This is a genomic window from Micromonospora sp. CA-269861 (genome assembly GCF_050948505.1).
GTDB lineage: Bacteria > Actinomycetota > Actinomycetes > Mycobacteriales > Micromonosporaceae > Micromonospora.
Genome location: NZ_CP192014.1, coordinates 6,189,946 through 6,215,918, shown reverse-complemented (window position 1 = coordinate 6,215,918; position 25,973 = coordinate 6,189,946). Strand labels below are relative to the sequence as shown.

At 70.4% G+C, this 25,973-nt stretch carries 24 protein-coding genes; 11 read left to right on the top strand and 13 right to left on the bottom strand.

Annotated elements, in window-relative coordinates:
* The first annotated feature begins 93 nt into the window (after nucleotides 1-93).
* Entirely contained in the window at nucleotides 94-1,299 is a 1,206-nt protein-coding gene (locus tag ACQP0U_RS28505; protein ID WP_433313016.1) for a DUF418 domain-containing protein, read from the top strand.
* Between the two features lie 105 nt (nucleotides 1,300-1,404).
* On the opposite strand, the gene ACQP0U_RS28500 is transcribed toward ACQP0U_RS28505, so the two are convergent.
* Nucleotides 1,405-2,175, bottom strand: a complete 771-nt coding sequence (locus ACQP0U_RS28500) for a M23 family metallopeptidase (protein ID WP_433313013.1) — start codon at nucleotides 2,173-2,175, stop codon at nucleotides 1,405-1,407.
* Nucleotides 2,176-2,448: 273 nt separating this feature from the next.
* Nucleotides 2,449-3,156 (bottom strand): M23 family metallopeptidase, encoded by a 708-nt coding sequence (locus ACQP0U_RS28495; protein WP_238644686.1) that lies wholly within the window; start codon nucleotides 3,154-3,156, stop codon nucleotides 2,449-2,451.
* 475 nt (nucleotides 3,157-3,631) lie between these two features.
* Here ACQP0U_RS28495 and ACQP0U_RS28490 point away from each other — a divergent pair, with 475 nt between their 5' ends.
* From ACQP0U_RS28490 to sucD, 3 genes are all read left to right on the top strand, one after another.
* Entirely contained in the window at nucleotides 3,632-4,036 is a 405-nt protein-coding gene (locus tag ACQP0U_RS28490; RefSeq protein ID WP_088987674.1) for a cobalamin B12-binding domain-containing protein, read from the top strand.
* A 432-nt stretch (nucleotides 4,037-4,468) separates the two neighbouring features.
* Nucleotides 4,469-5,647: an ADP-forming succinate--CoA ligase subunit beta gene (gene sucC, locus ACQP0U_RS28485; protein ID WP_433313009.1), complete on the top strand. Its 1,179-nt coding sequence runs from the start codon at nucleotides 4,469-4,471 to the stop codon at nucleotides 5,645-5,647.
* Between the two features lie 2 nt (nucleotides 5,648-5,649).
* Nucleotides 5,650-6,537: a succinate--CoA ligase subunit alpha gene (gene sucD, locus ACQP0U_RS28480; RefSeq protein WP_433313006.1), complete on the top strand. Its 888-nt coding sequence runs from the start codon at nucleotides 5,650-5,652 to the stop codon at nucleotides 6,535-6,537.
* Between the two features lie 73 nt (nucleotides 6,538-6,610).
* Here sucD and ACQP0U_RS28475 read toward each other — a convergent pair whose 3' ends face one another.
* The gene (locus ACQP0U_RS28475; RefSeq protein WP_433313003.1) at nucleotides 6,611-6,877 is read right to left on the bottom strand and encodes a DUF4190 domain-containing protein; all 267 of its coding nucleotides are present in this window, start codon (nucleotides 6,875-6,877) and stop codon (nucleotides 6,611-6,613) included.
* A 200-nt stretch (nucleotides 6,878-7,077) separates the two neighbouring features.
* Here ACQP0U_RS28475 and ACQP0U_RS28470 point away from each other — a divergent pair, with 200 nt between their 5' ends.
* Nucleotides 7,078-8,367: a cell division protein PerM gene (locus ACQP0U_RS28470; protein WP_433313001.1), complete on the top strand. Its 1,290-nt coding sequence runs from the start codon at nucleotides 7,078-7,080 to the stop codon at nucleotides 8,365-8,367.
* Nucleotides 8,368-8,421: 54 nt separating this feature from the next.
* On the opposite strand, the gene ACQP0U_RS28465 is transcribed toward ACQP0U_RS28470, so the two are convergent.
* Nucleotides 8,422-8,973, bottom strand: a complete 552-nt coding sequence (locus tag ACQP0U_RS28465; RefSeq protein WP_433312997.1) for a DUF4190 domain-containing protein — start codon at nucleotides 8,971-8,973, stop codon at nucleotides 8,422-8,424.
* 99 nt (nucleotides 8,974-9,072) lie between these two features.
* Here ACQP0U_RS28465 and ACQP0U_RS28460 point away from each other — a divergent pair, with 99 nt between their 5' ends.
* Genes ACQP0U_RS28460 through purH form a run of 3 tightly spaced genes read left to right on the top strand, consistent with a single transcriptional unit; the run spans nucleotide 9,073 to nucleotide 11,452 of the window.
* Nucleotides 9,073-9,267 carry a hypothetical protein gene (locus ACQP0U_RS28460; RefSeq protein ID WP_433312995.1) on the top strand — a complete coding sequence of 65 codons (195 nt, stop codon included), beginning with the start codon at nucleotides 9,073-9,075 and terminating at the stop codon, nucleotides 9,265-9,267.
* On the top strand, nucleotides 9,264-9,884 hold the full coding sequence (purN, locus tag ACQP0U_RS28455) for a phosphoribosylglycinamide formyltransferase (RefSeq protein WP_433312992.1): 621 nt from the start codon (nucleotides 9,264-9,266) through the stop codon (nucleotides 9,882-9,884). The genes ACQP0U_RS28460 and purN overlap by 4 nt, the downstream gene beginning before the upstream one ends.
* Nucleotides 9,881-11,452 carry a bifunctional phosphoribosylaminoimidazolecarboxamide formyltransferase/IMP cyclohydrolase gene (gene purH, locus ACQP0U_RS28450; protein WP_433312990.1) on the top strand — a complete coding sequence of 524 codons (1,572 nt, stop codon included), beginning with the start codon at nucleotides 9,881-9,883 and terminating at the stop codon, nucleotides 11,450-11,452. Before purN ends, purH begins: the two co-directional genes overlap by 4 nt.
* Before the next feature lie 96 nt (nucleotides 11,453-11,548).
* Here purH and ACQP0U_RS28445 read toward each other — a convergent pair whose 3' ends face one another.
* The 5 genes from ACQP0U_RS28445 to ACQP0U_RS28425 all read right to left on the bottom strand — a co-directional run bounded on the left by ACQP0U_RS28445 (nucleotide 11,549) and on the right by ACQP0U_RS28425 (nucleotide 17,394).
* Complete coding sequence (locus ACQP0U_RS28445; RefSeq protein ID WP_433312988.1) at nucleotides 11,549-12,586, bottom strand: ABC transporter ATP-binding protein; 1,038 nt, start codon at nucleotides 12,584-12,586, stop codon at nucleotides 11,549-11,551.
* Nucleotides 12,567-13,598: an ABC transporter ATP-binding protein gene (locus ACQP0U_RS28440; RefSeq protein WP_433312985.1), complete on the bottom strand. Its 1,032-nt coding sequence runs from the start codon at nucleotides 13,596-13,598 to the stop codon at nucleotides 12,567-12,569. The genes ACQP0U_RS28445 and ACQP0U_RS28440 overlap by 20 nt, the downstream gene beginning before the upstream one ends.
* A gap of 6 nt (nucleotides 13,599-13,604) precedes the next feature.
* Nucleotides 13,605-14,561 (bottom strand): ABC transporter permease, encoded by a 957-nt coding sequence (locus ACQP0U_RS28435; protein WP_433312983.1) that lies wholly within the window; start codon nucleotides 14,559-14,561, stop codon nucleotides 13,605-13,607.
* 95 nt (nucleotides 14,562-14,656) lie between these two features.
* Complete coding sequence (locus tag ACQP0U_RS28430; protein WP_433312981.1) at nucleotides 14,657-15,595, bottom strand: ABC transporter permease; 939 nt, start codon at nucleotides 15,593-15,595, stop codon at nucleotides 14,657-14,659.
* A 197-nt stretch (nucleotides 15,596-15,792) separates the two neighbouring features.
* Nucleotides 15,793-17,394, bottom strand: coding sequence for a peptide ABC transporter substrate-binding protein (locus tag ACQP0U_RS28425; RefSeq protein WP_433312979.1), 1,602 nt, complete (start codon nucleotides 17,392-17,394; stop codon nucleotides 15,793-15,795).
* Between the two features lie 449 nt (nucleotides 17,395-17,843).
* Here ACQP0U_RS28425 and ACQP0U_RS28420 point away from each other — a divergent pair, with 449 nt between their 5' ends.
* On the top strand, nucleotides 17,844-18,704 hold the full coding sequence (locus ACQP0U_RS28420) for a bifunctional methylenetetrahydrofolate dehydrogenase/methenyltetrahydrofolate cyclohydrolase (protein ID WP_433312976.1): 861 nt from the start codon (nucleotides 17,844-17,846) through the stop codon (nucleotides 18,702-18,704).
* A 140-nt stretch (nucleotides 18,705-18,844) separates the two neighbouring features.
* Nucleotides 18,845-19,795 carry a malate dehydrogenase gene (locus ACQP0U_RS28415; protein WP_357764224.1) on the top strand — a complete coding sequence of 317 codons (951 nt, stop codon included), beginning with the start codon at nucleotides 18,845-18,847 and terminating at the stop codon, nucleotides 19,793-19,795.
* A gap of 55 nt (nucleotides 19,796-19,850) precedes the next feature.
* Here ACQP0U_RS28415 and ACQP0U_RS28410 read toward each other — a convergent pair whose 3' ends face one another.
* Nucleotides 19,851-20,687 carry an MBL fold metallo-hydrolase gene (locus ACQP0U_RS28410; RefSeq protein WP_433312973.1) on the bottom strand — a complete coding sequence of 279 codons (837 nt, stop codon included), beginning with the start codon at nucleotides 20,685-20,687 and terminating at the stop codon, nucleotides 19,851-19,853.
* A 137-nt stretch (nucleotides 20,688-20,824) separates the two neighbouring features.
* On the opposite strand from ACQP0U_RS28410, the gene ACQP0U_RS28405 reads away from it, so the two are divergent.
* Complete coding sequence (locus ACQP0U_RS28405; RefSeq protein WP_124773753.1) at nucleotides 20,825-22,042, top strand: NADP-dependent isocitrate dehydrogenase; 1,218 nt, start codon at nucleotides 20,825-20,827, stop codon at nucleotides 22,040-22,042.
* Between the two features lie 313 nt (nucleotides 22,043-22,355).
* Here the strand turns inward: ACQP0U_RS28405 and galT are convergent, their stop codons facing one another.
* The 3 genes from galT to cysC all read right to left on the bottom strand — a co-directional run bounded on the left by galT (nucleotide 22,356) and on the right by cysC (nucleotide 25,895).
* A complete protein-coding gene (galT, locus tag ACQP0U_RS28400; RefSeq protein ID WP_433312970.1) occupies nucleotides 22,356-23,432 on the bottom strand; it encodes a galactose-1-phosphate uridylyltransferase in 1,077 nt (358 codons plus the stop codon).
* Nucleotides 23,433-23,444: 12 nt separating this feature from the next.
* Nucleotides 23,445-24,254, bottom strand: a complete 810-nt coding sequence (locus ACQP0U_RS28395) for a DeoR/GlpR family DNA-binding transcription regulator (RefSeq protein ID WP_433312968.1) — start codon at nucleotides 24,252-24,254, stop codon at nucleotides 23,445-23,447.
* 111 nt (nucleotides 24,255-24,365) lie between these two features.
* The gene (gene cysC, locus ACQP0U_RS28390) at nucleotides 24,366-25,895 is read right to left on the bottom strand and encodes an adenylyl-sulfate kinase (RefSeq protein WP_433312965.1); all 1,530 of its coding nucleotides are present in this window, start codon (nucleotides 25,893-25,895) and stop codon (nucleotides 24,366-24,368) included.
* Between the last annotated feature and the right edge of the window lie 78 nt (nucleotides 25,896-25,973).

Here is a 25,973-nt window from a genome sequence, read left to right as displayed (position 1 = left end):
TTCCCGCTCACCGGCTGTCACCCGGACACGCCGCTTCGTACGGTCACAGGACAGTCATCGAACGCGATTCCTGTCCGTTCCGGAGGTTGTCACGTGAGCCAATCCATCAAGGGCCCGCCCGTCGAGAATCGAATGTCGCCCGGGACGCTCTCCCGGATCGTCGATGTCGACGCGTTGCGCGCCGTGGCGCTGCTCCTCATCCTGGTCGTCAACATCGCCTTCTTCGCCTCCGGCTATCCGTTTCACCTGGTTGCGGATCCCGCGCACGACTCGTGGGGCGACAAGGCGGTTCTGTGGCTGGTCGAGCTGCTCTTCACGATGAAGGCGTACCTGCTCTTCTCCTTCCTGTTCGGCTACAGCTTCACGCTCCAGCTCGATTCCGCCGCGCGGCGCGGCGTCGACGTCGTCCCACGGTTCCGGCGACGGCTGGCCGGGCTCTTCGTGCTCGGCATCCTGCACGCGGTGCTGCTGTTCCAGGGCGACATCCTGACCGCGTACGCGTTGCTCGGTCTGGTCCTGCTCGCCATGCGGAGAGTCGGCATCGGGACCGCGCTGCGCGTCGCCGTACTGCTGACCGGCGGGATCGGCTTCGTCCTCGCGCTCGCCGCCACGGGCGGGACCCAGTTGGTCACCGATCCGGCGACCGCACTGGCGGCGGGGCAGCGGTCCACCGAGGCCCTGCAAGGTGGGATCGGCTCGGTGATCAGCGAGCACGTACGGCAGCTGCCGGCGATGTTCGGCACGCTCCTCGTGCAGGGGCCGCTCGCCCTCTCGGCCTTCCTCTTCGGTTACGCGGCCGGGCGGCGCCGGCTGCTCACCGACGTCGCCGGGAATCGGCAGCTCCTGCGCCGGGTGCAGCAGCTGGGCTATCCGATCGGCCTGGCCGGTGCGGTGATCTTCGCATCGGGCGGGGGCACCGCCAACCTGACCGGGCTGACGGCGGGCGTGCTCACCGCGCCGCTGCTCGCGGCCGCGTACGCCGCCACCCTGCTCCAGTTCTTCCAGACCGACCGGGGGCGGCGGGTCGTCACAGTGCTCGCGCCGGCCGGCCGGATGTCCCTGTCGAACTACCTGGGCCAGTCGCTGCTCTGCGTGCTGGTCTTCACCGGCGTCGGGTTGGGCCTCGCCGGTGCCGTCGCGCCGCCGGTCGTCGTCCTCATCGCGATCGCGATCTACGGTGTGCAGCTCGCCGCCAGCGCGGCGTGGATGGCCCGGTTCCGGTACGGGCCGGCGGAGTGGCTGTTGCGGGCCTGGACCGAGCAGCGGTGGCCGCGGCTGCGGACCGGAGACCCCGCATAGTCGGGATCGGTCGCTGCCACGCCGGGGGGTTTCTCATGGACACGGCACAACTCGGGTGCCATGTCCATGAGAAGACGCCACCTGCGACGAGAACCTACAGTCGCCTCAGCAGCCCAGGTCGACGCCGCGCGCCCGCATGAACGGGGCCGGATCGATCTGGTTCCACATGCCCTGGTGCACCTCGAAGTGCAGGTGCGGGCCGGTGGCGTCGCCGGTGGCGCCCTCGTAGCCGATGACCTGACCGGCCTTGACCTTCTGCCCGACGGTGACCGCGATGCGGCTCTGGTGGGCGTAGTGGGTCAGGTACCCGTTCCCGTGGTCGATGAAGACGGAGTTGCCGTACCCGTCGGAGGCGTCGCCGGCCTGGGTCACGGTGCCGGCGGCCGCGGCGTGGATCGGCGTACCGGAGGGCAGCGCCAGGTCGATACCGGCGTGCAGGGTGCCCCAGCGCTGCCCGTAGCAGGATGTGACGGCTGCGCCCGGCATCGGGTCTACCCAGGCGGGTGTGGGCTTGGTGGTCTTCTTCGGCTTCGGCTTGGCCTTCGCGACGGCCGTCTTCGTGGGGGCCGGGCTGGCGCTGACCACCGCCGGGCTCGGCGTCGGGCTGAGCGAGGGGGTGACAGGGGTGCTCGACTCACGGACCGAGCGGTCGGCCCGGCTCGCGGCCTCGGCCCGGGACTGCGCGTCGAGGGAGACGGCGGCGGGTGCCGGGCGGTCGGTGCCGCTGGTGGCGACGGCGACACCACCGAGGCCGAGGGCTACCAGGGCGGCGGCTCCGAGCACGATGAGGCGGTTCCGCCGGCCGGTGCGCTGCGGCTGCGCGGTCTGGCTGGTGTCGGGGGTGTTCTCGTTCTGGACGGGGCTGTCTTCCTGCACGGCGGACCTTCACAGTCGAGGGGCACTTGACCTCGAAATACTGGTGTCGGGCCGAGTTGGGGCAGGCGCGGGGATCGAACCCACGGACCGAGGGTGGACGGTCGGGTGCCCGGATATGACCCACTGTGCGGCGCTACATCCGGAAAAGTGATCATGTTGGCGGGTGCCGTCGGTCACAATCGACTCTGTGACCCGGGACACATCAGCCAGGGTCCCGTAACGCAGAACCGCCCGGATCGACAGATCCGGGCGGTCAACGGTCGTTACGCACCGTCAGGAGGCGGCTACCTCGCTGTAGATTGCCTCGACTTGCAGCTTGATGTCCACTCCGCGCTCCTGGAGGAACGGCACCGGGTCGATCGGCTGCCCCTTGACATGGATCTCCAGGTGCAGGTGGGTGCCGTACGCGTGGCCGGTCTGACCCACGAGGCCGAGCTGGTCGCCCGCCTTGATCTGCTGGCCTTCCTTGACGCTCACCGCGGAGGAGTGGCCGTAGATGGCCTCGCTGCCGTCGGCGTGCTGAACGATCACCGCGTTGCCGTACCCGCCGAACCAGCCGGCCTTGGTGACCAGCCCGTCGTGGATCGCCACGTAGGGCGTGCCCTCGCCGGCGACCAGGTCCACGCCGGTGTGCAGCTTGCCCCAGCGCATCCCGTACGGGGAGTTGAAGTCGTAACCCTGCAGCGGCAGCAGCCAGACCTCGGGCTCGGCGCTGTCCTTGCTGCGGCTGTCCCGGGAGGCGCGGTCGGCGTTGTCCGCACGGGCCGCGGCGTCCTGACTGGTGACCGACGCCTGCTTGAGCTCGTCGAGGACCGTCGGGCTGACGTCCTTGGCATCCGGCAGGGCGCTCGCGCCGAGGGCCACGATGCCGGCCCCGACGAACGCGGTGGTGACGACAGCGGCGTAACGGCTGCGGGGTGGGGTGGGTACGCGGCGGCGACCGCGATATCGATCGGGCTCAGACGACAGGCGCTGGCGCACGCACACCCTCCGTTGTCGGGGTTCCGAAGCGGCCGGTGGGCGTCCCCTGAAGCTCCAGTGAACGTCCGCTGACCGCGTCGTCACCCGTCCATGGACCTGATGACAACCGTGGACACGTTAGCCAACCGGCAGGCGAGTCACAAGCTAGAGCGGAAAATTGGCGTGTCGATCTGTCCGTTTGCGTCCATTATTGTCATGCATCGCGACGCCGAACGGTGCCCCCGTCGCTGCCCGTTCGTCGCCGAGCGTGACCGTTCCGGCGGAGTCGTCCGGCTTGACTCCGGACGGCGCCGGGAGGGTGTCGACGGCCTGCCAGGAACGTGGTGGGGATGGTTCCGGGCCGGACCGTCTCCGGGTTGCTCGGCGGGGGCGCCGGGTGACGGCCGGTGACAGAGCCCGGATTTCCCGAGCCGGGTCCGCCGGGTTACCGTTCGTTAAGGGTGAAGGTCGTCAAGCCGGTGAAGGGTGTGCGCTGATGAGCTCTCGTATTCGGGTCGTCGTCGCCAAGCCTGGCCTGGACGGCCACGACCGGGGCGCGAAGGTCGTCGCGCGTGCCCTGCGGGATGCCGGCATGGAGGTCGTCTACACCGGCCTGCACCAGACGCCCGAGCAGATCGTGGAGACCGCCATCCAGGAGGACGCCGACGCGGTCGGCCTGTCCGTTCTCTCCGGCGCGCACATGACGCTCTTCCGTCGGGTGCTGGAACTGCTCGGTGAGCGGGACGCCCGCGACATCGTCGTGTTCGGCGGCGGCATCATTCCGAACGGCGACATTCCCGAGTTGGAGAAACTGGGCGTCGCGAAGATCTTCACGCCGGGCGCAACGACCCAGGCGATCGTCGAGTGGGTCCGAGAGAACGTGGCCCAGCCGGTTTCCTGAAACACGCAGGTCTGCTGCGGCGACCGGATTTGGGCACGGGGGAGGGGCCGGACGCACCCCTCACACGTCCGGCCCCTCTATGCACGATGCCCCGCCGCCACCCCTCGACCGACAGGGCATCGGCCGTCTCCCGTCATTGCGCTGTTCAGCGCTCCGACACCTGACTCAACGACGCCCCCACGGCAGGGTTACGCAAGCCGGACAACATCGCCCGGACGGTGGATGCCACCCGAGTCATGGCCGGAAACCGGCCACACCTGATGTCCGGTTGTGCATTACCGCACACCGCGCACCCGCTCGGTTGCCGGTGGTGCCGACCTCGCTAGGCTGCGGCCAATGGCCTGTTTCAACTGATGACAGGCGTCAAACTGTTTTCTGAACGCTGGTGGCGGCGCGACGGCGCGCCGCGGAGACGGGACGGGACGCGCAATCGTGGACCTGTACGAGTACCAGGGGCGGGACCTGTTCGAGCGGCACGGCTTGCCCGTGCTGGCCGGCGGCGTCGCCACTACCCCGGAAGAGGCCCGCGCGATCGCCGAACGCCTCGGCGGCCGTGTGGTCGTCAAGGCGCAGGTAAAGGTCGGCGGCCGAGGTAAGGCCGGCGGCGTCAAGCTGGCCGAGGGCCCGGATGAGGCGGTGGCCCGGGCCACGGACATCCTCGGCATGGACATCAAGGGCCACACCGTCCACAAGGTCATGATCACCGTGACCGCGGACGTGGCCGAGGAGTACTACTTCTCGTACCTGCTCGACCGGGCGAACCGCACCTTCCTCTGCATCGCCAGCGTCGCCGGCGGCATGGACATCGAGCAGGTCGCCGCCGAGACCCCCGACAAGGTCGTGAAGGCCCCGATCGACGCCGTGAAGGGCGTGGACGAGGCCAAGGCCCGCGAGATCGTGACCGCTGCCGGCTTCCCGGCCGAGGTCGCCGACCAGGTGGTCGAGATCGCCGTGGGTCTGTGGCAGGCATTCGTCGCCGAGGACGCCACCCTGGTCGAGGTCAACCCGCTCGCCAAGAACGGCGACGGCCGGATGCTGCTGCTCGACGCCAAGATCAGCCTGGACGAGAACGCGGCGTTCCGGCACCCGGACCACGAGGCCCTGGTCGACCAGGCCGCGGTGGACCCGCTGGAGCAGGCCGCCAAGGCCAAGGACCTCAACTACGTCAAGCTCGACGGGTCGGTCGGCATCATCGGCAACGGCGCGGGTCTGGTCATGTCGACCCTCGACGTGGTCGCGTACGCCGGTGAGCGGCACGGCAACGTCAAGCCGGCCAACTTCCTCGACATCGGCGGCGGCGCGAGCGCCGCGGTGATGGCGAACGGGCTGGAGATCGTGCTCTCCGACCCGGCCGTGAAGAGCGTCTTCGTCAACGTCTTCGGCGGCATCACCGCCTGCGACGAGGTCGCCAACGGCATCATCCAGGCGCTGGCCCTGCTGGAGCAGCGCGGCGAGCAGGTCACCAAGCCGCTCGTCGTCCGTCTCGACGGCAACAACGCCGAGGCTGGCCGGGCGATCCTGGACAGCGCGAACAACCCGCTCGTGCAGCGGGTGGACACCATGGACGGTGCGGCCGAGCGGGCCGCCGAGCTGGCAGCTGCGGGGGTCTGATCATGGCTATCTGGCTGACCAAGGACTCGAAGGTCATCGTCCAGGGGATGACCGGTTCTGAGGGTTCCAAGCACACCCGGCGGATGCTGGCCGCCGGCACCAACGTGGTGGGTGGCGTCAACCCGCGCAAGGCGGGCCAGACCGTCGACTTCGACGGCACCGAGCTGCCGGTCTTCGCGTCCGTCGCGGACGCGATGGCCGAGACCGGGGCCGACGCCACTGTCATCTTCGTGCCGCCGCAGTTCACCAAGGCCGCCGTGGTCGAGGCGATCGACGCCGCGATCCCGCTGGCCGTGGTGATCACCGAGGGCGTTCCGGTGCACGACACCGCGTCGTTCTGGGCGTACAACGTGGCGCAGGGCGAGCGGACCCGGATCATCGGGCCGAACTGCCCGGGCATCGCCTCGCCGGGCGCTTCCAACGCCGGCATCATCCCTGCCGACATCACCGGCTCCGGCCGGATCGGCCTGGTCAGCAAGAGCGGCACGCTGACCTACCAGATGATGTACGAGCTGCGCGACATCGGCTTCTCCACCTGCGTCGGCATCGGCGGTGACCCGATCATCGGGACCACCCACATCGACGCCCTCGCGGCGTTCGAGGCCGACCCGGAGACCGACGCCATCGTCATGATCGGTGAGATCGGTGGCGACGCCGAGGAGCGGGCCGCCGAGTTCATCAAGGCCAACGTCACCAAGCCGGTGGTCGGCTACATCGCCGGCTTCACCGCTCCTCCCGGCAAGACCATGGGTCACGCCGGGGCGATCATCTCCGGCTCGGCCGGCACCGCCGAGGCGAAGCAGGCGGCGCTTGAGGCAGTCGGCGTCAAGGTCGGCAAGACGCCGACCGAGACCGCGAAGCTGATGCGGGAGATCATGTCCGGCAGCTAGGGCGTGTCAGGCAACACGAAGGGGGTCGACCGCAACGGTCGACCCCCTTCGGCGTACGCGGGCTCTCCGCTTGTCAGTCGTTGTTCCAGAACGGGTAGTTGCCGCTCGCGCGCAGGATCGCCCCGCCGATGATGTTGATCACGCCGAACGCGATGGCGAGGTAACCGAGCAGCGGCGACTGCCCGTACCGCCGCGCGTCGCGGATGGACAGGTAGCCGAAGACGATGCCGAAGATGCCGCAGCAGATCAGCCCCAGCACGATGCCCAGCACGCCCCAGAGGGTGGTTCGGTCGCGTCCCTGGGCCGGTGGCGGTGGGGGAGGCGGGTATGGCGTCGTCACAGCTTCCTCCGAGCGCTCGTGGGCGACGTGCCGGCCCGGACCGCGACCGGCGGGCCCGTCCCGGATGGCGGCGACTCGCGCCCCCTCTGGGCCGAGGCTAGACCGGCCCGGGTGGGCGGGACGCCGGTTCGGTGAACTCGCCGTCCTTAGGAGGGGTTAACGGACTGCCCACGCCCGCGCGACGTGCCAGAGTAGAGCGGATGTCCCCCGTCACCCCTGACCGTCCCAGCCGTCCCGGCGGTGTGAGCGCCGACGACCGGCCGGTCGACCGTGCCGCACCGGCCCGGCGGGTGCCCGCGCCCCGCGCGGGCGGGTCGCCGCGCGGGCGTGCGCCGTTGCCCGTCGCCGCCGGGGTGGCGGCGTGCTGGGCCGCCCTCACCTCGTACCTGCCGGTTGCCATCGTGCTCGGCCTGGTGCAGCTCAGCGCGGACTCCACCACCCTCACCGGCACGATGCGCACCGCGCTGGCCGGCTGGCTGCTCGGGCACGGGGTGCCACTGCACACCGAGTCCGGTCCGCTCGGGCTCGCCCCGCTCGCGCTGACCGTGCTCGCGTTCTGGCGGTTGACCCGCGCCGGGGTGCACGTCAGCCGCGCGATCGGCGCTCGCGACACCCGTTCGCCGCGCCGGGCGCTGCTCGCCGCGGGCGCTGTCGGCATCGCGTACGCGCTGCTCGGCGCGCTCGCGGCGGTGCTTGTCGGCACCGGCGGTCCGGACGTGTCAGTGATCCGGGCGGGCATCACGTTCGCGGTGGTCGGCGCACTCGCCGCGTTGGTCGGCGCGGTTCGGATCACCGCCGTGACCCGGCTGCTCGTCGCCCGGATGCCGGGCCCGGTACGCGACGGCGTCCGCACCGGTCTGGTGGCCGGGCTGCTGCTGCTCGGCGCGGGCGCGGGCGCGGCCGGCCTGGCGGTGGCCACCGGCGGTGGCGACGCGGCCGACATGATCGGGGCGTACCGGACCGGGGTCGCCGGGCAGGCCGGCATCACCCTGGTCAGCGTCGCGTACGCGCCCAACGCGGCGGTCTGGTCGACGAGTTACCTGCTCGGGCCGGGCTTCGCGGTCGGGACCGACACCGCGGTCCGCACCAGCGAGGTGTCGGTCGGCGCGCTGCCGGCCGTGCCTCTGCTCGCTGGCCTGCCGCGCGGGCCGGTGGACGGCTTCGGCGCCCTGCTGCTCGCGGTGCCGGTGCTGGCCGGGATGGTCGCCGGCTGGTTGCTCGCCCGTCGGGTGGCTCGACTCGCCGGGTCGGAGCGGGCTCCGCAGCGCTGGGCCGAGTTGCTGGCGCCGGCGGTGCTGGCCGGGCCGGTGGCCGGGGTGCTGCTCGGTGCGGCTGCCGTGGTCTCCGGCGGGCCGCTCGGCGCCGGTCGGCTGGTCCAGGTCGGGCCGGTGGGTTGGCAGGTCGGGGCGGTGGCGGCCGGTGTCATCGCGGCCGGCGCGCTCCTCGGCGCCGCCGCCACCCGGGCACTGGCCCGCGGGCCCGCGCAGTAGACGAGCGCGGGGCGCCCCAGGTGAACCCGGAGCGCCCCGTCGAATCCGAGCCTGTCAGGGCTGGGTGGGCAGGTTGACCTGCGCCACGACGCTCAGGATGAGCAGCAGGATGCCCAGCCCGACGCCGACCGCGCCGCAGATCAGACCGGCCTTGGCCTGGCCCGCGTTGTTGGCCTGGCCCTGGGCCACCTTCTGCTTGGCGAGGTAACCGGTCACGATGCCCGCGATGCCGACCGGGATGCCCAGGTACAGGCAGCAGACCAGCGGGATCGACGCGATACCGAGGATCATCGACACCAGGCCGAGGGTGTTGTTCTGCCCCTGCGCCTGCGGGTACCCGGCGTTCGGGTAGGTCGGGGCGCCGTACGGGGGCTGCTGCTGGGCGTACGGGTCCTGGTACGGCGGCTGCTGGCCGTACGGCTGCCCCGAGGTGGGCTGCTGACCGTACGGGGCCTGCGGCGCGGCGTACGGGTCGTGCGGCTGCTGGCCGTACGGCTGGCCGGAGGTGGGCTGCTGGCCGTACGGAGCGGCCGGCGGCTGGGGAGCGGTCGGGTCCTGGTTGGGCTGCTGGCCGTACGGGTCCTGACCGGGGTTACCGGGCTGCATTCGAGAAGCTCCTTGGACTGGTTCCGTCAGTTGGTGCTCTTTGTTTCCATCCATGATCGCGGTCAGTCCTCCCGATGCCCAGTACAGCAGCAGGACGACATGTCTCCCAAAGCAGGCAAACTTGCCCTTGTCGACCGCTTCGTGTGCCGGATCAGGGGCGGTGTGTGGGCCGGCGCGGCGTTCGGCCCGAGCGAGCGGCAGCGTACCGGGTCGACGCACGTCGGCACTGTCGAAGATCGGCGTGCCGCCCAGCCGAAGGGCGTACCTGACCTGCCGGATAGGGTGGCCCGGTGACCGAGCCCGCGCCTGTCGCCCGCATCGTCGTCCTCATCTCCGGCTCCGGGAGCAACCTTCAGTCGCTGCTGGATGCCGCCGCCGACCCCGCGTACGGCGCACAGGTCGTCGCGGTCGGCGCGGACCGCGACGGCATCGCGGGCCTGGACCGGGCCGACGCGGCGGGGGTGCCGACCTTCGTCGAGCGGGTCCGCGACCACGACACCCGGGAGGCCTGGGACCGGGCGCTCACCGCGCACGTCGCGAAGCACCAACCCGACCTGGTCATCTCCGCCGGTTTCCTCAAGCTGGTCGGTCCGCACTTCCTCGCCGCCTTCGGCGACCGCTACCTGAACACCCACAACACGCTGCTGCCGGCGTTCCCCGGCATCCACGGCCCGCGTGACGCCCTCGCCTACGGCGTGAAGCTCACCGGAGCCACCCTCTTCTTCGTCGACGCCGGCATGGACACCGGGCCGATCGTCGCGCAGGTGGCGGTGCCGGTGCTCGACGGCGACGACGTGGACACGCTCACCGAGCGCATCAAGGAAGCCGAGCGGCGCCAGCTCGTCGAGCAGGTCGGTCGCCTGGTCCGCGAAGGCTGGACCATCACCGGAAGGAAGGTCACGGTTCCGTGAGTCCCACTCAGGACGGGCGCCGCCCGATCAGGCGGGCGCTGGTCAGCGTCTACGACAAGACCGGGCTGGTCGAGCTGGCCCAGGCCCTGCACGCGGCCGGCGTGGAGATCGTTTCCACCGGCAGCACGGCGGGCACCATCGCCGCCGCCGGGGTGCCGGTGACGCCGGTGGAGACGGTGACCGGGTTCCCCGAGGTGCTCGACGGCCGGGTGAAGACCCTGCACCCGAAGGTGCACGCAGGTCTCCTCGCGGACCTGCGGAAGGACACGCACGTGGCCCAGCTCGACGAGCTGGGTGTGGCGGCGTTCGACCTGCTGGTCTCCAACCTCTACCCCTTCCAGGCGACCGTCGCCTCCGGCGCCGACGTCGATGAGTGCGTGGAGCAGATCGACATCGGCGGTCCGGCCATGGTGCGGGCCGCCGCCAAGAACCACGCCTCGGTCGCCGTGCTCACCGACCCGACCGGTTACCCGGCGCTGATCGGAGCGCTCAGCGAGGGCGGCTTCACGGTGGCCCAGCGTCGCGCGCTGGCCGCCCGGGCGTTCGCCGACATCGCCGAGTACGACGTCGCGGTGGCCCAGTGGTGCGCCCGGGAACTGGCACCCGCTGACGACTCGTGGCCGCAGTTCGCGGGGCTGGCGCTGCGCAAGTCGACAGCGCTGCGCTACGGCGAGAACCCGCACCAGCCCGCCGCGCTCTACACCGACCCGGACGCCCCGGCGGGGCTGGCCCAGGCCGAGCAGCTGCACGGCAAGGAGATGTCGTACAACAACTACGTCGACGCGGACGCCGCCTGGCGGGCCGCGAACGACTTCGCCGACCAGCCGGCCGTGGCGATCATCAAGCACGCCAACCCGTGCGGCATCGCGGTCGGCGCTGACGTCGCCGAGGCGCACCGCAAGGCGCACGCCTGTGACCCGGTTTCGGCGTACGGCGGCGTCATCGCGGTCAACCGGCCGGTCTCGGTGGAGCTGGCCCGGCAGGTCGCCGAGATCTTCACCGAGGTGGTGGTCGCCCCCGGCTTCGACGAGGGCGCGGTCGAGGTGCTGCAGGGTAAGAAGAACGTCCGGCTGCTGCGGGCACCGGCCTGGACGCCGGCGCTCGTGGAGCTGCGGCCGGTGACCGGTGGTGTGCTGGCCCAGGTCGCCGATCGGGTGAACGCCCCCGGCGACGACCCGGTGAGTTGGCAGTTGGCGACCGGCGAGGCCGCCGACGAGGAGCTGCTGCGGGACCTCGCGTTCGCGTGGCGCGCGGTGCGCGCGGTGAAGAGCAACGCGATCCTGCTCGCCAAGGACGGCGCTACCGTCGGGGTCGGCATGGGTCAGGTCAACCGGGTCGACTCGGCGCAGCTCGCGGTCACCCGCGCGGGCGCCGACCGGGCCCGCGGCGCGGTCGCCGCCTCGGACGCGTTCTTCCCGTTCGCCGACGGCCCGCAGATCCTCATCGACGCCGGCGTCCGCGCCATCGTGCAGCCGGGCGGCTCGATCCGCGACGAAGAGGTCATCGAGGCAGCCAGGAAGGCCAACGTGACGATGTACCTGACCGGCACCCGCCACTTCTTCCACTAACGGTCCCGGCCGACCTCGTTGATCATGAAGTTATTGCCCGTCGGACCGGCGTGTCGGGGCAATAACTTCATGATCAACGGCTGAGGGGCGGGTGGGTCAGGCCGGGGTGACCGGGCGGAGTTCGGCGAAGTGGCAGGCGGACGGGTGGGGGTCCGCTGCTCTCGGGACCGTTTGCGGGTCCTGGGTGGCGCAGATGTCCTGGGCCTTCCAGCAGCGGGTCCGGAAGTGGCACCCGCTCGGCGGGTCGGCCGGGCTGGGCACGTCGCCGACCAGCCGGATCATGTTGCGCTGGTCGCGGGCCTCCGGGTCCGGCACCGGCACGGCAGAGAGCAGAGCCTGGGTGTACGGGTGGGTGGCCCGCTCGTAGATCTCGTCCTCGGTGCCGATCTCGACGATCCGGCCGAGGTACATCACCGCGACTCGGTCGGCGATGTGCCGCACCACGGACAGGTCGTGCGCGATGAAGATGTACGAGAGCCCCAGCTCGCCCTGTAGCTGCTTGAGCAGGTTGATCACCTGGGCCTGGATGGAGACGTCGAGCGCCGACACCGGCTCGTCGCAGACGATCACCTCGGGCTTCAGCGCGAGCGCGCGGGCGATGCCGATGCGCTGACGCTGACCGCCGGAGAACTGGTGCGGGTACCTGTTGATGTGCTCGGGGTTGAGCCCGACCAGGTCCAACAGTTCCTGGACCCGCTTGGCCTTGCTGCCCTTCGGGGCGGCATCCGGGTGGATCTCGAACGGCTCGCCGATGATGTCGCCGACTGTCATCCGCGGGTTCAGCGAGGTGTACGGGTCCTGCATCACCATCTGCATGTTGCGGCGCAGCCGGCGCAGCTCACCCCCGGAAGCCTTGAACAGATCCCTTCCCTCCAGGGTGGCGCGTCCGGAGGTGGGCGTCTCCAACCGCATCAGCAGTCGGGCGAGGGTGGACTTGCCGCAGCCGGACTCGCCGACCACGCCGAGCGTCTCGCCCCGACGCAGCTCGAAGCTCACCCCGTCGACGGCCTTCACCGCCCCGATCTGCCGCTGGAACAGCACGCCCTGGGTGATCGGGAAGTGCTTCACCACGTTGTCGACGGAGAGGATGGTCTCGCCGCGGACCTTGGTGGAGTTAGCGGGCGACGCTGTCATCACGGACCTCCTGCGCGAAGTGGCAAGCGCTGGTCCGGCCGTCGCCGAGGACCAGGTCGTGCGGCACCTCGTCCACGCAGACCTGCTGGACGTACGGGCACCGGGGGTGGAACGGGCAGCCGGACGGGATGCGCATCAGGTTCGGCGGCAACCCCTTGATCGTCGACAGTTCCTGGCCGCGGACGTCCAGGCGCGGGATCGACTCCAACAACCCCTTGGTGTACGGGTGGGCGGGCGCCTTGTAGAGCGAGCGGACATCGGCGTGCTCGACGATCCGGCCGGCGTACATGACCGCGATCCGGTCCGCGACACCGGCGACCACGCCCAGGTCGTGGGTGATCAGGATCATCGCCATGTTGAATTCCCGGCGCAGGTCGGCCAGCAGGTCCATGATCTGGGCCTGCACTGTCACGTCGAGTGCCGTGGTGGGCTCGTCGGCGATCAGCACCTTCGGGTCCAGCGCCAACGCCATGGCGATCATGACGCGCTGCCGCATACCGCCGGAGAACTGGTGCGGGTAGTCCCCGATCCGCTTGGCGGCACCCGGGATCTTGACCAGATCCATCAACTCGATGGCACGACGTCGAGCATCGGCTCGGGACATGCCGGCGCGCTGGCGCAGCGTCTCACCGATCTGCCAACCGACCGGGAAGACCGGGTTGAGGGCGGAGAGCGCGTCCTGGAAGATCATCGCGATCTCCTTGCCGCGTACCTGCCGCCGCTGCTCCTCGGAGCGGGTGAGCAGGTCCTCACCCCGGTAGAGGATCTGGCCGGAGCGGACGAACGCGGGCGGCGTGTCCAGGATGCCCATGATCGCCTGGGCGGTGACCGACTTACCCGAGCCGGATTCGCCGAGCACCGCGAGGGTCTCGCCGGCGTCCAGGTGGTACGACACCCCGTTGATCACCCGGGCGACACCCTCGTTGGTGCGGAACTCGACGTGCAGGTCCCGCAACTCCAGCAGGTGACCGCTTTCAGGTGTGGCAGAGGCGGGCGTGGGTTGAACGGTCATGAGGTATCACCGCAGCTTCGGGTCGAAGGCGTCACGGATCGCGTCGCCGAGCATGATGAACGCCAGCACGGTCAGCGCCAGGAAGGCCGACGGGACGATCAACGGGGTGGCCGCCTCCCGCATGTGGATCCGGCCGGTGTCGATGTCCTGGCCCCACGAGATGGTGGGCGCCTTCAGGCCGATGCCCAGGAAGGAGAGCGTCGCCTCGGCCGCGATGAACGAGCCCAGCGCGATGGTCAGTACGACGATCGCCGGGGCCAGCGAGTTCGGCAGGATGTGCCGCCACATGATCCGGCTGTTGCCGGCGCCGAGCATCCGCGCCGCTGCGACGTAGTCCTGCTCCTTGGCGGTGATCACCGAGGACCGCACCACGCGGGCGGCGGTGGTCCAGCCGAGAAGCGCCAACACGAAGACGACCGCGCCGATCCGCGCCCACTGGCTGTCACTGGACACCCGCTTGAGCAGCACGATCGCGGCCAGCAGCAGCGGGATGCCGAGCACCACGTCGATCACCCGGGAGAGCACCGCGTCGACCCAGCGGCCGAAGTAACCGGCCAGCATGCCGATCACCAGCGCGATGATCCCGGTGCCGAGCGCGGCGAGCGCGCCGACGAGCAGCGACGCCCGGGTGCCGTAGACCGCGCGGGCGTACGTGTCGCAGCCCTGGAAGTCGTACCCGAAGATAGCCCCGCCGGACGGCCCGGCGTGCTGCCGGGAGAGCAGGCAGTCGTTCGGGCTGTTGGCGGTGAACACACCGGGGAGCAGCGCCATCAGGGTGAAGATGACGACAAGCGCCAGCGAGATCCAGAAGATCGGGTTACGGCGCAGGTCGCGCCAGGCGTCCCCGGCCAGGCTGCGAGGCTTCTGCGGTGCGCCGACCTGGTTGGGTGTGCCCGGCTCGCCCGAGGGACCACGCCGGGCGGCCTGGTTCTCGGTGGCCGCCACAGTTTCGAAATCACTCATGACGCCACCTCGCTGCGCTCACTCCTGCCTGCACCTCGCTGCGCTCGGCGCCGGCAGGAGCCCGGAACGCTGCGCTGATGATTCGTCCGCTGCGCTCACTCATAGCGGATCCTCGGGTCGAGTACGGCGTACAGGACGTCCACCACCAGGTTCGAGACCAGGTAGACCACGACGAGCACGCTGACGATGCCCACCACCAGGGGGCCGTCCTCGGTGCGGATGCCGCGGAAGAGGTTGAAGCCCACGCCGGGAATGTTGAAGACGCCCTCGGTGATGATCGCGCCGCTCATCAGGTTGCCCAGTTCCACACCGAGGAACGTGACCACCGGGATCAGTGAGTTGCGCAGCACGTGGACGATGACGATGCGCCGCTTGACCAGGCCCTTGGAGCGGGCGGTCCGGACGTAGTCGGCGCGCAGGTTCTCCGCCACCGACGCCCGGGTGAGTCGTAGGGCGGTGGCCAGCGAGAGCGACCCGAGCACGATGCCCGGCAGCAGGAGCGCGTAGAACGTCGGGTCGGAGCCGGCGGTGGGTGGGAAGAGCTGCCACTTGACGCCCAGGAAGTACTGCGCCAGCGGCGCCAGCACGATGGTCGGGATGCCCAGCACCAGCAGGGTCAGCACCAGCGTCGAGTTGTCGAAGATGCTGGCCCGGCGGATGCCGGCGAGGACCCCGGCGGTGACGCCGAAGATGATCGCCACAGCGAGCGCGATGAGCGCGAGCCGCACGGTGACCGGCCAGGCCTGCTGGAGGATGTCACCGATGTTCCGACCGGTGAGCGACTCGCCCAGGTCGCCCTGGAGCAGGTTCTTCACGTAGTCGAAGTAGCGGTAGAAGAAGCCGCCGACGCCCGTGGCGTCCAGGTGGTACTTCTCGGTCAGGTAGGCCCGTTGCGCTGGCGTCACCGGCCGTTCGCCGGCGAGCGCCTGGATCGGGTCGCCCTGGCCGGCGAATGTCAGCGCGTAGACGATCAGGGTGGTCCCGAAGAACGCCAGGACCATCTGCAGTAGGCGCCGCAGGATGTAGCGGAACATGCTTAGCAGTCTCTCCGGAAATATGCGAAAGGGTCGCAGGACGGCATCTCTGGTCGTACCCGAAATATCTGATACGCGCCGTCCGGCCCGGGGGAGCCGGCACCACCGACGCCGGGTCCGCTGCTGCGGCCCGGCCCCCGTGGTGCGGACCGGGCCACCCGGGCTTGATCGCCCGGGTGGCCCGCACCATGCTCAGCTCAGCTGGCTGCTTCGATCTTGACGAGGTTGACCCGCTGGAACAGGTCCATCTCCACGTTCTTGACCTTGGACGAGTGGCCGAACACGTTCTCGCCGAAGCGGAGCGGGATCACCGGCATGTCCTTGGCCAGGATGTCCTCCGCCTGCTGGTACTTGGCGATCGCCTCGTCCTGCGTCTTGGCGGCGGAACCCTCCTTGACCAGCTTGTCGAACTCCGGGTTGCTGTAGCCGTAGTAGTTCGACGAGCCGTTGGTGCTGTACAGCGGGCCGAGGTAGTCCTCCATGGTCGGGTAGTCCATGACCCAACCCATCCGGAACGCACCCACCGGCGTCTTCTTCTCGACCTTGGTCAGCAGGTCGGCGAACTTCGGCTCGGCCGAGCCGACCGCGTCGACGCCCAGGTTGGCCTTGAGCTGGTTGACGGTGGCGTCGACCCAGTCCTTGTGCCCGCCGTCGCCGTTGTACGAGATGACGATCTTCGACGGGCCGCCGGCGGCCTGGTAGAGCTTCTTGGCCTCGGTCGGGTTGAACTCGCCGGCCTTGCCCGCGGTGTTGTCCCGGTAGCCCGGCAGGACCGGCGAGACGAAGGAGCGCGCCGACTGCTGCGAACCCTTGAAGACCGACTTGGTGATCTCGTCACGGTCGATCGCCATCGAGATGGCCTTGCGCACGTCCGGGTTGCTGTAGTCCTTGTCGAACGTCGGGAACGCGAGGAACTGGAACGACGACATCGGGCTGGTCTTGTACCGGTCGCCCAGGTCGCTCGGCGCGGTGCTCAGGCTCTCGGTCGGGATCGTGGGCAGCACGTCCAGGTTGTCCGCCTGGACGTCTGCGTAGGCCGCGGTGAGCTGCTGGTAGATCCGGAACTCGACGTTCTTGACCTTGGGCTTCTCGCCCGGGTAGGCGTCGTAGCGCTCGACATCGATCTTGCTGTCGTGCTGCCAGGAGCCCTTCATCTTGAAGGGGCCCTGCCCGATCGGCGCCTGCTCGTAGGAGTCCTTGAGCACGCCCGGAGCCGAGAACGCGGCGTCCGGCAGCGGGAAGAACGCGTTGTAGCCCAGCGTCGTCTTGAAGTCGATGTACGGCTCGGACAGCGTCGCGGTGAAGGTGAGGTCGTCGACCTTCTTCAGGCCGGACATCTCCTTGGCCTTCGGCGCCTTGCCCTGCAGGTCGGCGTAGCCAGCGATCTTCTCGAAGAAGTAGTTGCTGTCCTGGCCGTTCGGGGCGTACGCGCCGTAGTTCCACGCGTTGATGTAGTCCTCGGACGTGACCTTCTCACCGTTGTGGAAGGTGAAGCCGTCCTTGAGCTTGATCGTCCAGACCTTGTTGTCGGTCGAGGTGATCGACTGCGCGGCGACCTCGTACGGCTTGTTCTGGGCGTCGTAGTCGACGAGCGGGCTGAACAGGCCGGCGAGCACCTGCGACCCGGACGTCTCGGTGGTGTTGGTGGGAACCAGGTGCTTCGGCTCGGCGATCTGAATGCTGACCGCCGAACTGTCGCTGCCGCCGGATCCACCGTCTCCGCCGCTGCCGCAGGCCGCGAGGCCCAGCGTCACCGCGAGCGGGAGGGCGGTCCAGGCGGCGAGTCTACGAACTCGCATTGAGCCTCCTCATCTCCTCACGCTGCGCAGTCAGGCCCGACGCTGGGTTACGCTGCGCAACAAGCGGTAACGGTAGGTCGGCGGCGGGCCTTCGGCAACGACGCGGTTGCGGGTGGGTAACGGTCCGGGGGTGCCTCTCTTGTTGGAGGCGAGCGAATCTGCTACACGAAACCGGATTTATCGGCGGTGGCCTGCGGGTATCCGGATGGTTGACGAGTTGCTTGGGCCCTCCTGGGTGCAGGTGACGCCGCCTGGGGTGGGGGTCCGGTTTCCGAGACATCGGTCTCGCCTGTCTGGTTCGACCGTGATCGAATCCACAGATTGTGACCGAGAGTGACTAGCGACACGTCACGTACGGTCACTCCGACGATGGTCCGCTCAACTCGGCCCGGACGGCCCCGAGCTGAGGTCGTCTGAATCGCGGGTACCGGCCGTGAGACGATCTGGTCGTGACGGCGACGCTTCTGGACGGCAAGGCAACCGCAGCGCAGATCAAGGACGAGCTGCGCATACGGGTGAAGGCGCTCGCGGAACGCGGCATCACCCCGGGGCTCGGCACGGTCCTGGTCGGCGCGGACCCGGGCAGCCAGGCGTACGTCAACGGCAAGCACCGCGACTGCGCCGAGGTGGGCATCGCCTCGATTCGCCGCGAACTGCCGGCCGACGCCACCCAGCAGCAGGTCGACGACGTGCTGGCCGAGCTGAACGCCGACCCGGCCTGCCACGGCTACATCGTCCAACTGCCGCTGCCGGCCCACCTCGACACCCAGCGCGTGCTCGAGTTGATCGACCCGGACAAGGACGCCGACGGCCTGCACCCGGTCAACCTGGGTCGGCTCGTGCTCGGCTACGACGGTCCGCTGCCGTGCACCCCGCGCGGCATCGTCGAGCTGCTCCGCCGGCACGACGTGGCGCTGCGCGGCGCCACCGTCGCGGTGGTCGGTCGCGGCAACACCGTCGGTCGACCGCTCGGCCTGCTGCTCACCAGGCGCAGCGAGAACGCCACTGTCACCCTGTGCCACACCGGCACCCTCGACCTCGCCTCGCACACCCGTGCCGCCGACATCGTCATCGTCGCGGCCGGCGTACCGGGCCTGCTCACCGCCGACATGATCAACCCGGGCGCGGTGGTGGTGGACGTCGGCATCACCCGCGTGATCGGCGCCGACGGCAAGGGCCGTTACACCGGCGACGTGGCCCCGGAGGTGGCCGAGACGGCCGGCGCGCTGGTCCCCATGCCCGGCGGCGTGGGCCCGATGACCCGGGCCATGCTGCTCACCAACGTGGTGGAGCGCGCCGAGCGCGGCTGAACCGCCCCGTCGGCAGCGCCGAACACGGACGGCGGTGACGTTCGCCCCATCCCGGCGATGGCCGCCGCCCCTGGCCTGATCGGTGCCAGGATGACTGATACGGTCCGGAAAACCGACTGGTATCAGGGAGTGGGACGACCATGGGTAAGAAGGTCACTGTCGTCGGGGCTGGCTTCTACGGCTCCACCACCGCACAGCGCCTGGCCGAGTACGACGTCTTCGACACCGTAGTGATCACCGACATCGTGGAGGGCAAGCCCGCGGGCCTCGCGCTCGACCTCAACCAGTCCCGGGCCATCGAGGGCTTCGAGACCAAGGTGGTCGGCGTGACCACCGGCCCCAACGGTGAGGGCTACGAGAGCATCGAGGGCTCCGACGTCGTCGTGATCACCGCTGGTCTGCCGCGGAAGCCCGGCATGAGCCGGATGGACCTGCTGGAGACCAACGCCAAGATCGTCCGTCAGGTCGCCGAGAACGTCGCCAAGTACGCCCCGAACGCCGTCGTCATCGTGGTCTCCAACCCGCTGGACGAGATGACCGCGCTGGCCCAGCTCGCCACTCAGTTCCCGAAGAACCGGGTGCTCGGCCAGGCCGGCATGCTCGACACCGCCCGGTTCAGCAACTTCGTCGCCGAGGCGCTCAACGTGCCGGTGGCCTCGGTACGCACGCTGACCCTGGGCTCGCACGGCGACACCATGGTCCCGGTGCCGTCGAAGAGCACCGTCAACGGCAAGCCGCTGCGTGACGCGATGCCGGCCGAGCAGATCGAGGAGCTGGTCGTCAAGACCCGCAACGGCGGCGCCGAGGTGGTCGCGCTGCTCAAGACCGGTTCGGCCTACTACGCCCCGTCCGCCGCCGCGGCCCGGATGGCGAAGGCCGTCGCGGAGGACTCCGGCGACGTCATGCCGGTCTGCGCCTGGGTCGACGGCGAGTACGGCATCTCCGGTGTCTACCTGGGTGTCGAGGCCGAGATCGGCGCCGAGGGCGTCAAGCGGGTCGTCGAGACCGACCTGGACGCCGACGAGCGCGCCAGCCTCCTGGAGGCTGCCGAGGCCGTCCGCGCCAAGCAGGGCGACATCTCCAGCATGTAGTCCCCCCGAACCACCCGCACCAGTGAAGGGCGCGTCGGCAGAGCCGGCGCGCCCTTCACCGTCCCCACCCGCCCCGCCCTGCTTCAGGCGGCGCTTCGTGGGGGAGGAAGGGGGTGCCCAGGTGCGGGGTCGCCAGGATGGTGGGGGAGTGGGTGCGGAGGGTGGTCAGCCGGGAGGTGCGGGCCAGTGCCGGGTCCTCCTCGTGGGCGTACGCCAGGTCGGGGTCGACGAGCTGCACCGTGTGCACCAGCAGGTCCCCGGTGAGCAGCATCCGTTCGTCGGCCGAGGTCAGGAGCACCGACTGGTGACCGGGGGTGTGGCCGGGGGTGGGCAGCAGACGTACCGCCTGGGTGAGAGCTGTCTCGCCGTCGACCACCCGGAGCTGGCCGGCGGCGCGCAACGGCGCGATGAGGCCGGCCGGTAGCCCGGGGTTGAGCGTCTCCGCCGCGTCGACCTCGGCGCGCTGCACCAGGTAGCTCGCGTTCGGGAAGTACGGCCGCCCGGGCGTGCCGGTGACCGCCCAGCCGATGTGGTCGCTGTGCAGGTGGGTCAGGACGACTGTGTCGACGTCGGCCGGGTCGATGCCGGCGGCGGCCAACTCGGCGGGCATCCGGCCGGGGACCGGTGCCCAGCTCGCGGCGGGTGCGTCGGCCGGGCCGATGCCGGCGTCGACAAGGGTGACCGGCCCGTCGCCGGCACGGATCGCGAAGCTGCGGAACGGCAGCCACCACTGCCCGTCGGCGGTCACCGAACCGGGGTCGCGCCTGTCGGCCTCGGCCCACTGCGCCGCCGTGGCCTGCGGAAACGCCTCCGCGCGAGGCTGGAAGAAGGCACCCTCGCCATCGGCGAGCGCGGTGACCGTGATAGACCCGAGGGTGCGGTTCAGTGGCATCGGACGATGATTCCAGGGCATTCCTGTTCCGCGCAGCCCAGTTCTGCCGGCCGGTCGAGGCCGGCTGGGGGCTGCCGGCCCAATTGCAGTACGCTCGTACTGCTTGAGCACGTGTCCCCCGAGAGGAGCGCCGGCCGATGGCGAAGATCAAGGTAAACAACCCGGTCGTAGAACTCGACGGCGACGAGATGACCCGGATCATCTGGAAGCAGATCCGGGAGCAGCTGATCCTGCCCTACCTCGACGTCGACCTGCACTACTACGACCTGTCGATCCAGCACCGCGACGAGACCGACGACCAGGTCACGATCGACGCCGCCAACGCCATCAAGGAGCACGGCGTCGGCGTCAAGTGCGCGACCATCACCCCGGACGAGGCCCGGGTCGAGGAGTTCGGCCTGAAGAAGATGTGGCGGTCGCCCAACGGCACCATCCGCAACATTCTCGGCGGCGTCGTCTTCCGTGAGCCGATCATCATGTCCAACGTGCCGCGGCTCGTCCCCGGCTGGACCAAGCCGATCATCATCGGCCGGCACGCCCACGGTGACCAGTACAAGGCCACCGACTTCGTCGTCCCCGGCCCGGGCACGGTGACCATCACCTACACCCCGGCCGACGGCGGCGCGCCGATGGAGATGGAGGTCGCCAACTTCCCCGGCGGCGGCATCGCCATGGGCATGTACAACTACGACGAGTCGATCCGGGACTTCGCCCGGGCGTCGTTCCGGTACGGCCTGGACCGCAACTACCCGGTCTACCTGTCCACCAAGAACACCATCCTCAAGGCGTACGACGGCCGGTTCAAGGACATCTTCGCCGAGGTGTTCGAGACCGAGTTCAAGGCCGAGTTCGCCGCCGCCGGCATCACCTACGAGCACCGGCTCATCGACGACATGGTCGCCGCCGCGCTCAAGTGGGAGGGCGGCTACGTCTGGGCCTGCAAGAACTACGACGGTGACGTGCAGTCCGACACCGTCGCGCAGGGCTTCGGCTCGCTGGGCCTGATGACCTCCGTCCTGCTCTCCCCGGACGGCCGGACCGTCGAGGCCGAGGCCGCGCACGGCACTGTCACCCGGCACTACCGGCAGTACCAGAAGGGCGAGAAGACCTCGACGAACCCGATCGCGTCGATCTACGCCTGGACCCGGGGCCTGGCCCACCGGGGCAAGCTGGACGGCACCCCGGCGGTCACCGAGTTCGCCAACACCCTGGAGCAGGTCATCGTCGACACCGTCGAAGGCGGCCAGATGACCAAGGACCTCGCGCTGCTCATCTCGCGCGACGCCCCGTGGCTGACCACCGACGAGTTCATGAACGCGCTCGACGAGAACCTGGCCCGCAAGATCGCCGCCTGACCAGGGCGTACTGCGTCATCGGAGCCCGCCGGCACCCTGCCGGCGGGCTTCGGCGTGTCCGGGGCCGCCGCGCCGGTCGGCGTCACTGCGCCCGGCGCGCCTCGTTGACCAGGATGGACGAGATGCCAGTCGCGTCCACGGAAGGTTGACCACGGTCGACCCGCGGCACCCGTGCGCCGATCAGCCAGCCTTCCCGGCTGTGCCGTGCACAGCCAGCCGTCCCTTCCCTGCGGGGGGCCCTGTCCCGGGCCCCCCGCGCCCTGTTCCCCGCGCCCGCCTCGCCGGCTTCGGGGCCCACGCCCAGCAGACTTGCTCAGGCGGCGCGCAGCAGATCGGCGGCGCGTTCCGGCGAGATGTCGTTGATGAAGACGCCCATCCCGGACTCGGAGCCCGCCAGGTACTTCAGCTTGTCCGTGGCCCGCCGGATGCTGAACAGCTGCAGATGCAGGTGGCCCAGCTCGCGGTCGATCCGCACGGGCGCCTGGTGCCAGGCCGAGATGTACGGCATCGGCATGTCGAACAGGCCGTCGAAGCGGCGCAGCAGGTCCAGGTAGAGCGGCCCGAAGGCGTCCCGCTCGCTGTCGCTGAGAGCCGGGATGTCCGGCACCACGCGGTGCGGGGCGACGTGCACCTCGAACGGCCAGCGCGCGGCCGCCGGGACGAACGCCGTCCAGTGTTCGTTCTCGGTGACCACCCGATCACCGGTGGCACGCTCGGCGGCCAGCACGTCCGCGTACAGGTTGCCCCCGCCGGTCCGCTCGGCGTGCCGGCGCGCCGCGGCCAGCAGCGCGCGGGTGCGCGGCGTCACGAAGGGGTACGCGTAGATCTGCCCGTGCGGGTGGTGCAGCGTGACACCGATCTCGACGCCCCGGTTCTCGAAGCAGAAGATCTGCTCGACGCCGGGCAGGTCGCCGAGCACCTCGGTGCGGTCGGCGAGCGCGTCCAGGACGGTGCGGACCCGGCGCGGCGGCAGGCTGGCGAAGGAGGCGTTGTGGTCGGACGTGAAGCAGACCACCTCGCACCGGCCGAGGCCCGGCCGGACCGGTGTGAACGGGGTGATCTCCCCGGGCTCCTCGGCCACCCGTCCGCTCAGTGACGGGAACCGGTTCTCGAAGACCACCACGTCGTAGTCGGGTGCGGGGATCTCGGTCAGCCGGTCGCCCACCGACGGGTCGAGGGGGCACTCGTTCGCCGGCGGGAGGAAGGTGCGGGTCTGTCGGTGCACGGCGACCGCCACCCACTCGTCGGTCAGCGGGTCGTAGCGCAGCTGGGACGCGGGGGGAGGCGGCGGCAGGTCCCGGCGGTCCGGCTGGTCGCGGACCGCGTCGTCGCGCTCGTCGAAGTAGATCAGCTCCCGGCCGTCGGCCAGGTCGATCGCGGTGCGCTTCACGGCGCCGTCCCCTCAGTTGTCGGCGTGCGCGTCACGCGGCCCGCCCCTTGTCGCCTTCACCATGATCAGTTCGCCCACCTGTTCGCCGAGTACCCGTCGTGCGGGTGGAGGCAACCGGTCGTCACTGACCAGTACGTGGGCCGCCGTCAACTCGACGATCGAGGAGATGCCGACGGTGCCCCACTTGGTGTGGTCGGCGAGCACCACCAGCTGGTCCGCCGCGGCCACGAGCGCCCGATCGGTCTCCGCCTCCATGAGGTTCGGGGTGGTGAAGCCGGCCCGCTCGGTGATGCCGTGGACGCCCAGGAAGAGCAGGTCCAGGTGCAGTGACCGGACGGCCCCGACCGCGAGTGGACCGACAAGCGCGTCCGACGGTGTGCGTACGCCGCCGGTGAGCACCACCGTCTGGTCCGGACGGCCGCCGGCGTGCAGGATCTCGGCGACCGGAAGCGAGTTGGTCACGACGGTCAGCTCGGGCACGTCCACCAGTCGGCGGGCCAGCTCGGCGGTGGTGGTGCCGGCGGAGAGCGCGACCGCCGCTCCCGGTCGGACCAGCCGGGCCGCCCGGTCGGCGATGGCGGCCTTCTCCGGCAGTTGGCGGACCGACTTGGCGTGGAAGCCCGGCTCGTCGGTCGAACTCGGCCCGGTTGTGGTGGCGCCGCCGTGCACCTTGGCCAGCAGGCCGCGCTCGTCCAGCGCATCCAGGTCACGTCGGATGGTCATGTCGGACACGCCGAACTCGGTGGCCAGCTCGCTGACCCGGACGCCGCCGGTCGAGCGGACCCGCTCCAGGATGGCCGCCTGCCGCTGCTGAGCGAGCATCCGCCGTGCCTCCCGGGGGTCCACGCACCCTCACGCGGTCAAACGTGTTCCAACAAAGATGAACACTATCGCGTAGCGGACAGCTGTGGAAGGAACGGGTACGGCGACGCCTCAGGCGGTGGCGATCTTCAGCTCCACCCAGCCGGTTTCGGTCAGATGGTGCAGCACGGCCTGCACCGCGTCCGCCACGCTCAGATCGGTGGTGTCCAGCACCAGATCGGCGTCGGTCGGCTCCTCGTACGGGTCGTCGATGCCTGTCATCCCGGTGAGCAGGCCGGCCCGCGCCCGCGCGTACAGGCCCTTGCGGTCCCGTTGCTCGCACACCTCCAGCGGGGTGGCCACGTGCACCAGCACGAAACCCGCCCCGGCGGCGAGGGCCATCTCCCGGGCGGTGGCGCGGGCCGCCGCGTACGGGGCGATCGGGCAGCAGATGCCCACCCCACGGTGCCTGGCGATCTCGGCGGCCACCCAGCCGATCCGTCGGACGTTGAGATCCCGGTCGGCCTTGCTGAAGCCCAGCCCGGCGGAGAGCTCCCGGCGCACCACGTCCCCGTCGAGCAGGGTGATCGTGCGGTCGCCGCTCTCCCGCAACGCGTCCGCCAGCCCTCGGGCGATCGTCGACTTGCCGGAGCCGGAGAGACCGGTCAGGAAGACCACGAGCCCTCGCTCGCGACGCGGCGGACGGGCCCGGGCCAGCTCCCGCGCCACGGCGGGCGGGGTGTGCCACTCCGGCAGCGGGAAGCCCCGGTCGAGCAGGTCGTCGATCTCCGGCTGGGTCAGCGCGAGCCGGCGGTTGCGCGGTGGGATGTCCTCCCGCCACCGCCACTGCCCGTCCCGGTTGTCGTACGCGAGTTCGCGTGGCACCAGCACCCGCAGCCCGGCGCCGGAGAGCATCTCCCCGGTGGAGAGCAGGTGGGTGACCCCGTACGCGGCGGAGACCCGGGCACGCAGCAACGCGTCGCTGATCTCCTCGCGTCGGTGCGACAGCGGCACCGCGACCAGGGTGGCCGGCGGCATCCGGTCCCGCGCGGCGAAGATCGTACGGACCAGCGCCTCCGGCGGGAGCCCGTCGGCGCCACCCTCACCGACCGGGATCATCACGAGCAGATGAGCCGCCAGGGTACGGGCGGCATGCGCGATCTGGGCGAGCTGCGGACGGTGCAGCGGCCGATCGGCGATCACGCCGAGCACCCGGCCCGGGGGCAGCAGCGCGCGGACCTCCTCCGGGTTACGGCGCAGTCGCTGGAACGGACCGTGCCCGCCGTCGCCCAGTCGTCGGACCTGGCCGCCCACCCCGGCCACGCCCTCGCGCACCGGCCAGACGTCGGCCACGTCGAGGGCGGCCGCCGGGGCGCCCTCCCCGTCGGTCAGCACGAGCGCCCGGCGGGCCGGGTCGCGCGGATCGAAGCTCTGCGCCAGTGCGGCAGGCACCTGGAGGACGACCGCGACCTGCCACGGTGTGCCGTCGGCCAGCCGGGCGCGTCGGCTCACCGAGACCAGGTCGGCGCGGGTCATGAAGCCGGTCAGAGGGGCGTACGCGCCGGTCAGCAGCAGCTCCAGATCCGCGAGCTCACCGGGACGTGGCGTGTACGCCGGTGCGTCCCGCAGCACCTCGTCGGGCAGCACCCAGCCGTTGCTCATCCACACCCCCCACTCGCTGACCGGCACACAGTTTCGCAGCCGACCGCCGATCGGTCGAGGGCGCCACTCCACGACCCG

What these genes read in the sequence shown, in the direction of transcription:
- ACQP0U_RS28490 (WP_088987674.1), top strand. Translation starts at nt 3,632, where the DNA reads ATGAGCTCTCGTATTCGGGTCGTCGTCGCCAAGCCTGGCCTGGACGGC.
- sucD (WP_433313006.1), top strand. Translation starts at nt 5,650, where the DNA reads ATGGCTATCTGGCTGACCAAGGACTCGAAGGTCATCGTCCAGGGGATG.
- ACQP0U_RS28470 (WP_433313001.1), top strand. Translation starts at nt 7,078, where the DNA reads ATGTCCCCCGTCACCCCTGACCGTCCCAGCCGTCCCGGCGGTGTGAGC.
- ACQP0U_RS28465 (WP_433312997.1), bottom strand. Translation starts at nt 8,973, where the DNA reads ATGCAGCCCGGTAACCCCGGTCAGGACCCGTACGGCCAGCAGCCCAAC.
- ACQP0U_RS28460 (WP_433312995.1), top strand. Translation starts at nt 9,073, where the DNA reads ATGTCTCCCAAAGCAGGCAAACTTGCCCTTGTCGACCGCTTCGTGTGC.
- ACQP0U_RS28445 (WP_433312988.1), bottom strand. Translation starts at nt 12,586, where the DNA reads ATGACAGCGTCGCCCGCTAACTCCACCAAGGTCCGCGGCGAGACCATC.
- ACQP0U_RS28440 (WP_433312985.1), bottom strand. Translation starts at nt 13,598, where the DNA reads ATGACCGTTCAACCCACGCCCGCCTCTGCCACACCTGAAAGCGGTCAC.
- ACQP0U_RS28435 (WP_433312983.1), bottom strand. Translation starts at nt 14,561, where the DNA reads ATGAGTGATTTCGAAACTGTGGCGGCCACCGAGAACCAGGCCGCCCGG.
- ACQP0U_RS28430 (WP_433312981.1), bottom strand. Translation starts at nt 15,595, where the DNA reads ATGTTCCGCTACATCCTGCGGCGCCTACTGCAGATGGTCCTGGCGTTC.
- ACQP0U_RS28425 (WP_433312979.1), bottom strand. Translation starts at nt 17,394, where the DNA reads ATGCGAGTTCGTAGACTCGCCGCCTGGACCGCCCTCCCGCTCGCGGTG.
- ACQP0U_RS28415 (WP_357764224.1), top strand. Translation starts at nt 18,845, where the DNA reads ATGGGTAAGAAGGTCACTGTCGTCGGGGCTGGCTTCTACGGCTCCACC.
- ACQP0U_RS28410 (WP_433312973.1), bottom strand. Translation starts at nt 20,687, where the DNA reads ATGCCACTGAACCGCACCCTCGGGTCTATCACGGTCACCGCGCTCGCC.
- ACQP0U_RS28405 (WP_124773753.1), top strand. Translation starts at nt 20,825, where the DNA reads ATGGCGAAGATCAAGGTAAACAACCCGGTCGTAGAACTCGACGGCGAC.
- ACQP0U_RS28395 (WP_433312968.1), bottom strand. Translation starts at nt 24,254, where the DNA reads ATGCTCGCTCAGCAGCGGCAGGCGGCCATCCTGGAGCGGGTCCGCTCG.
- cysC (WP_433312965.1), bottom strand. Translation starts at nt 25,895, where the DNA reads ATGAGCAACGGCTGGGTGCTGCCCGACGAGGTGCTGCGGGACGCACCG.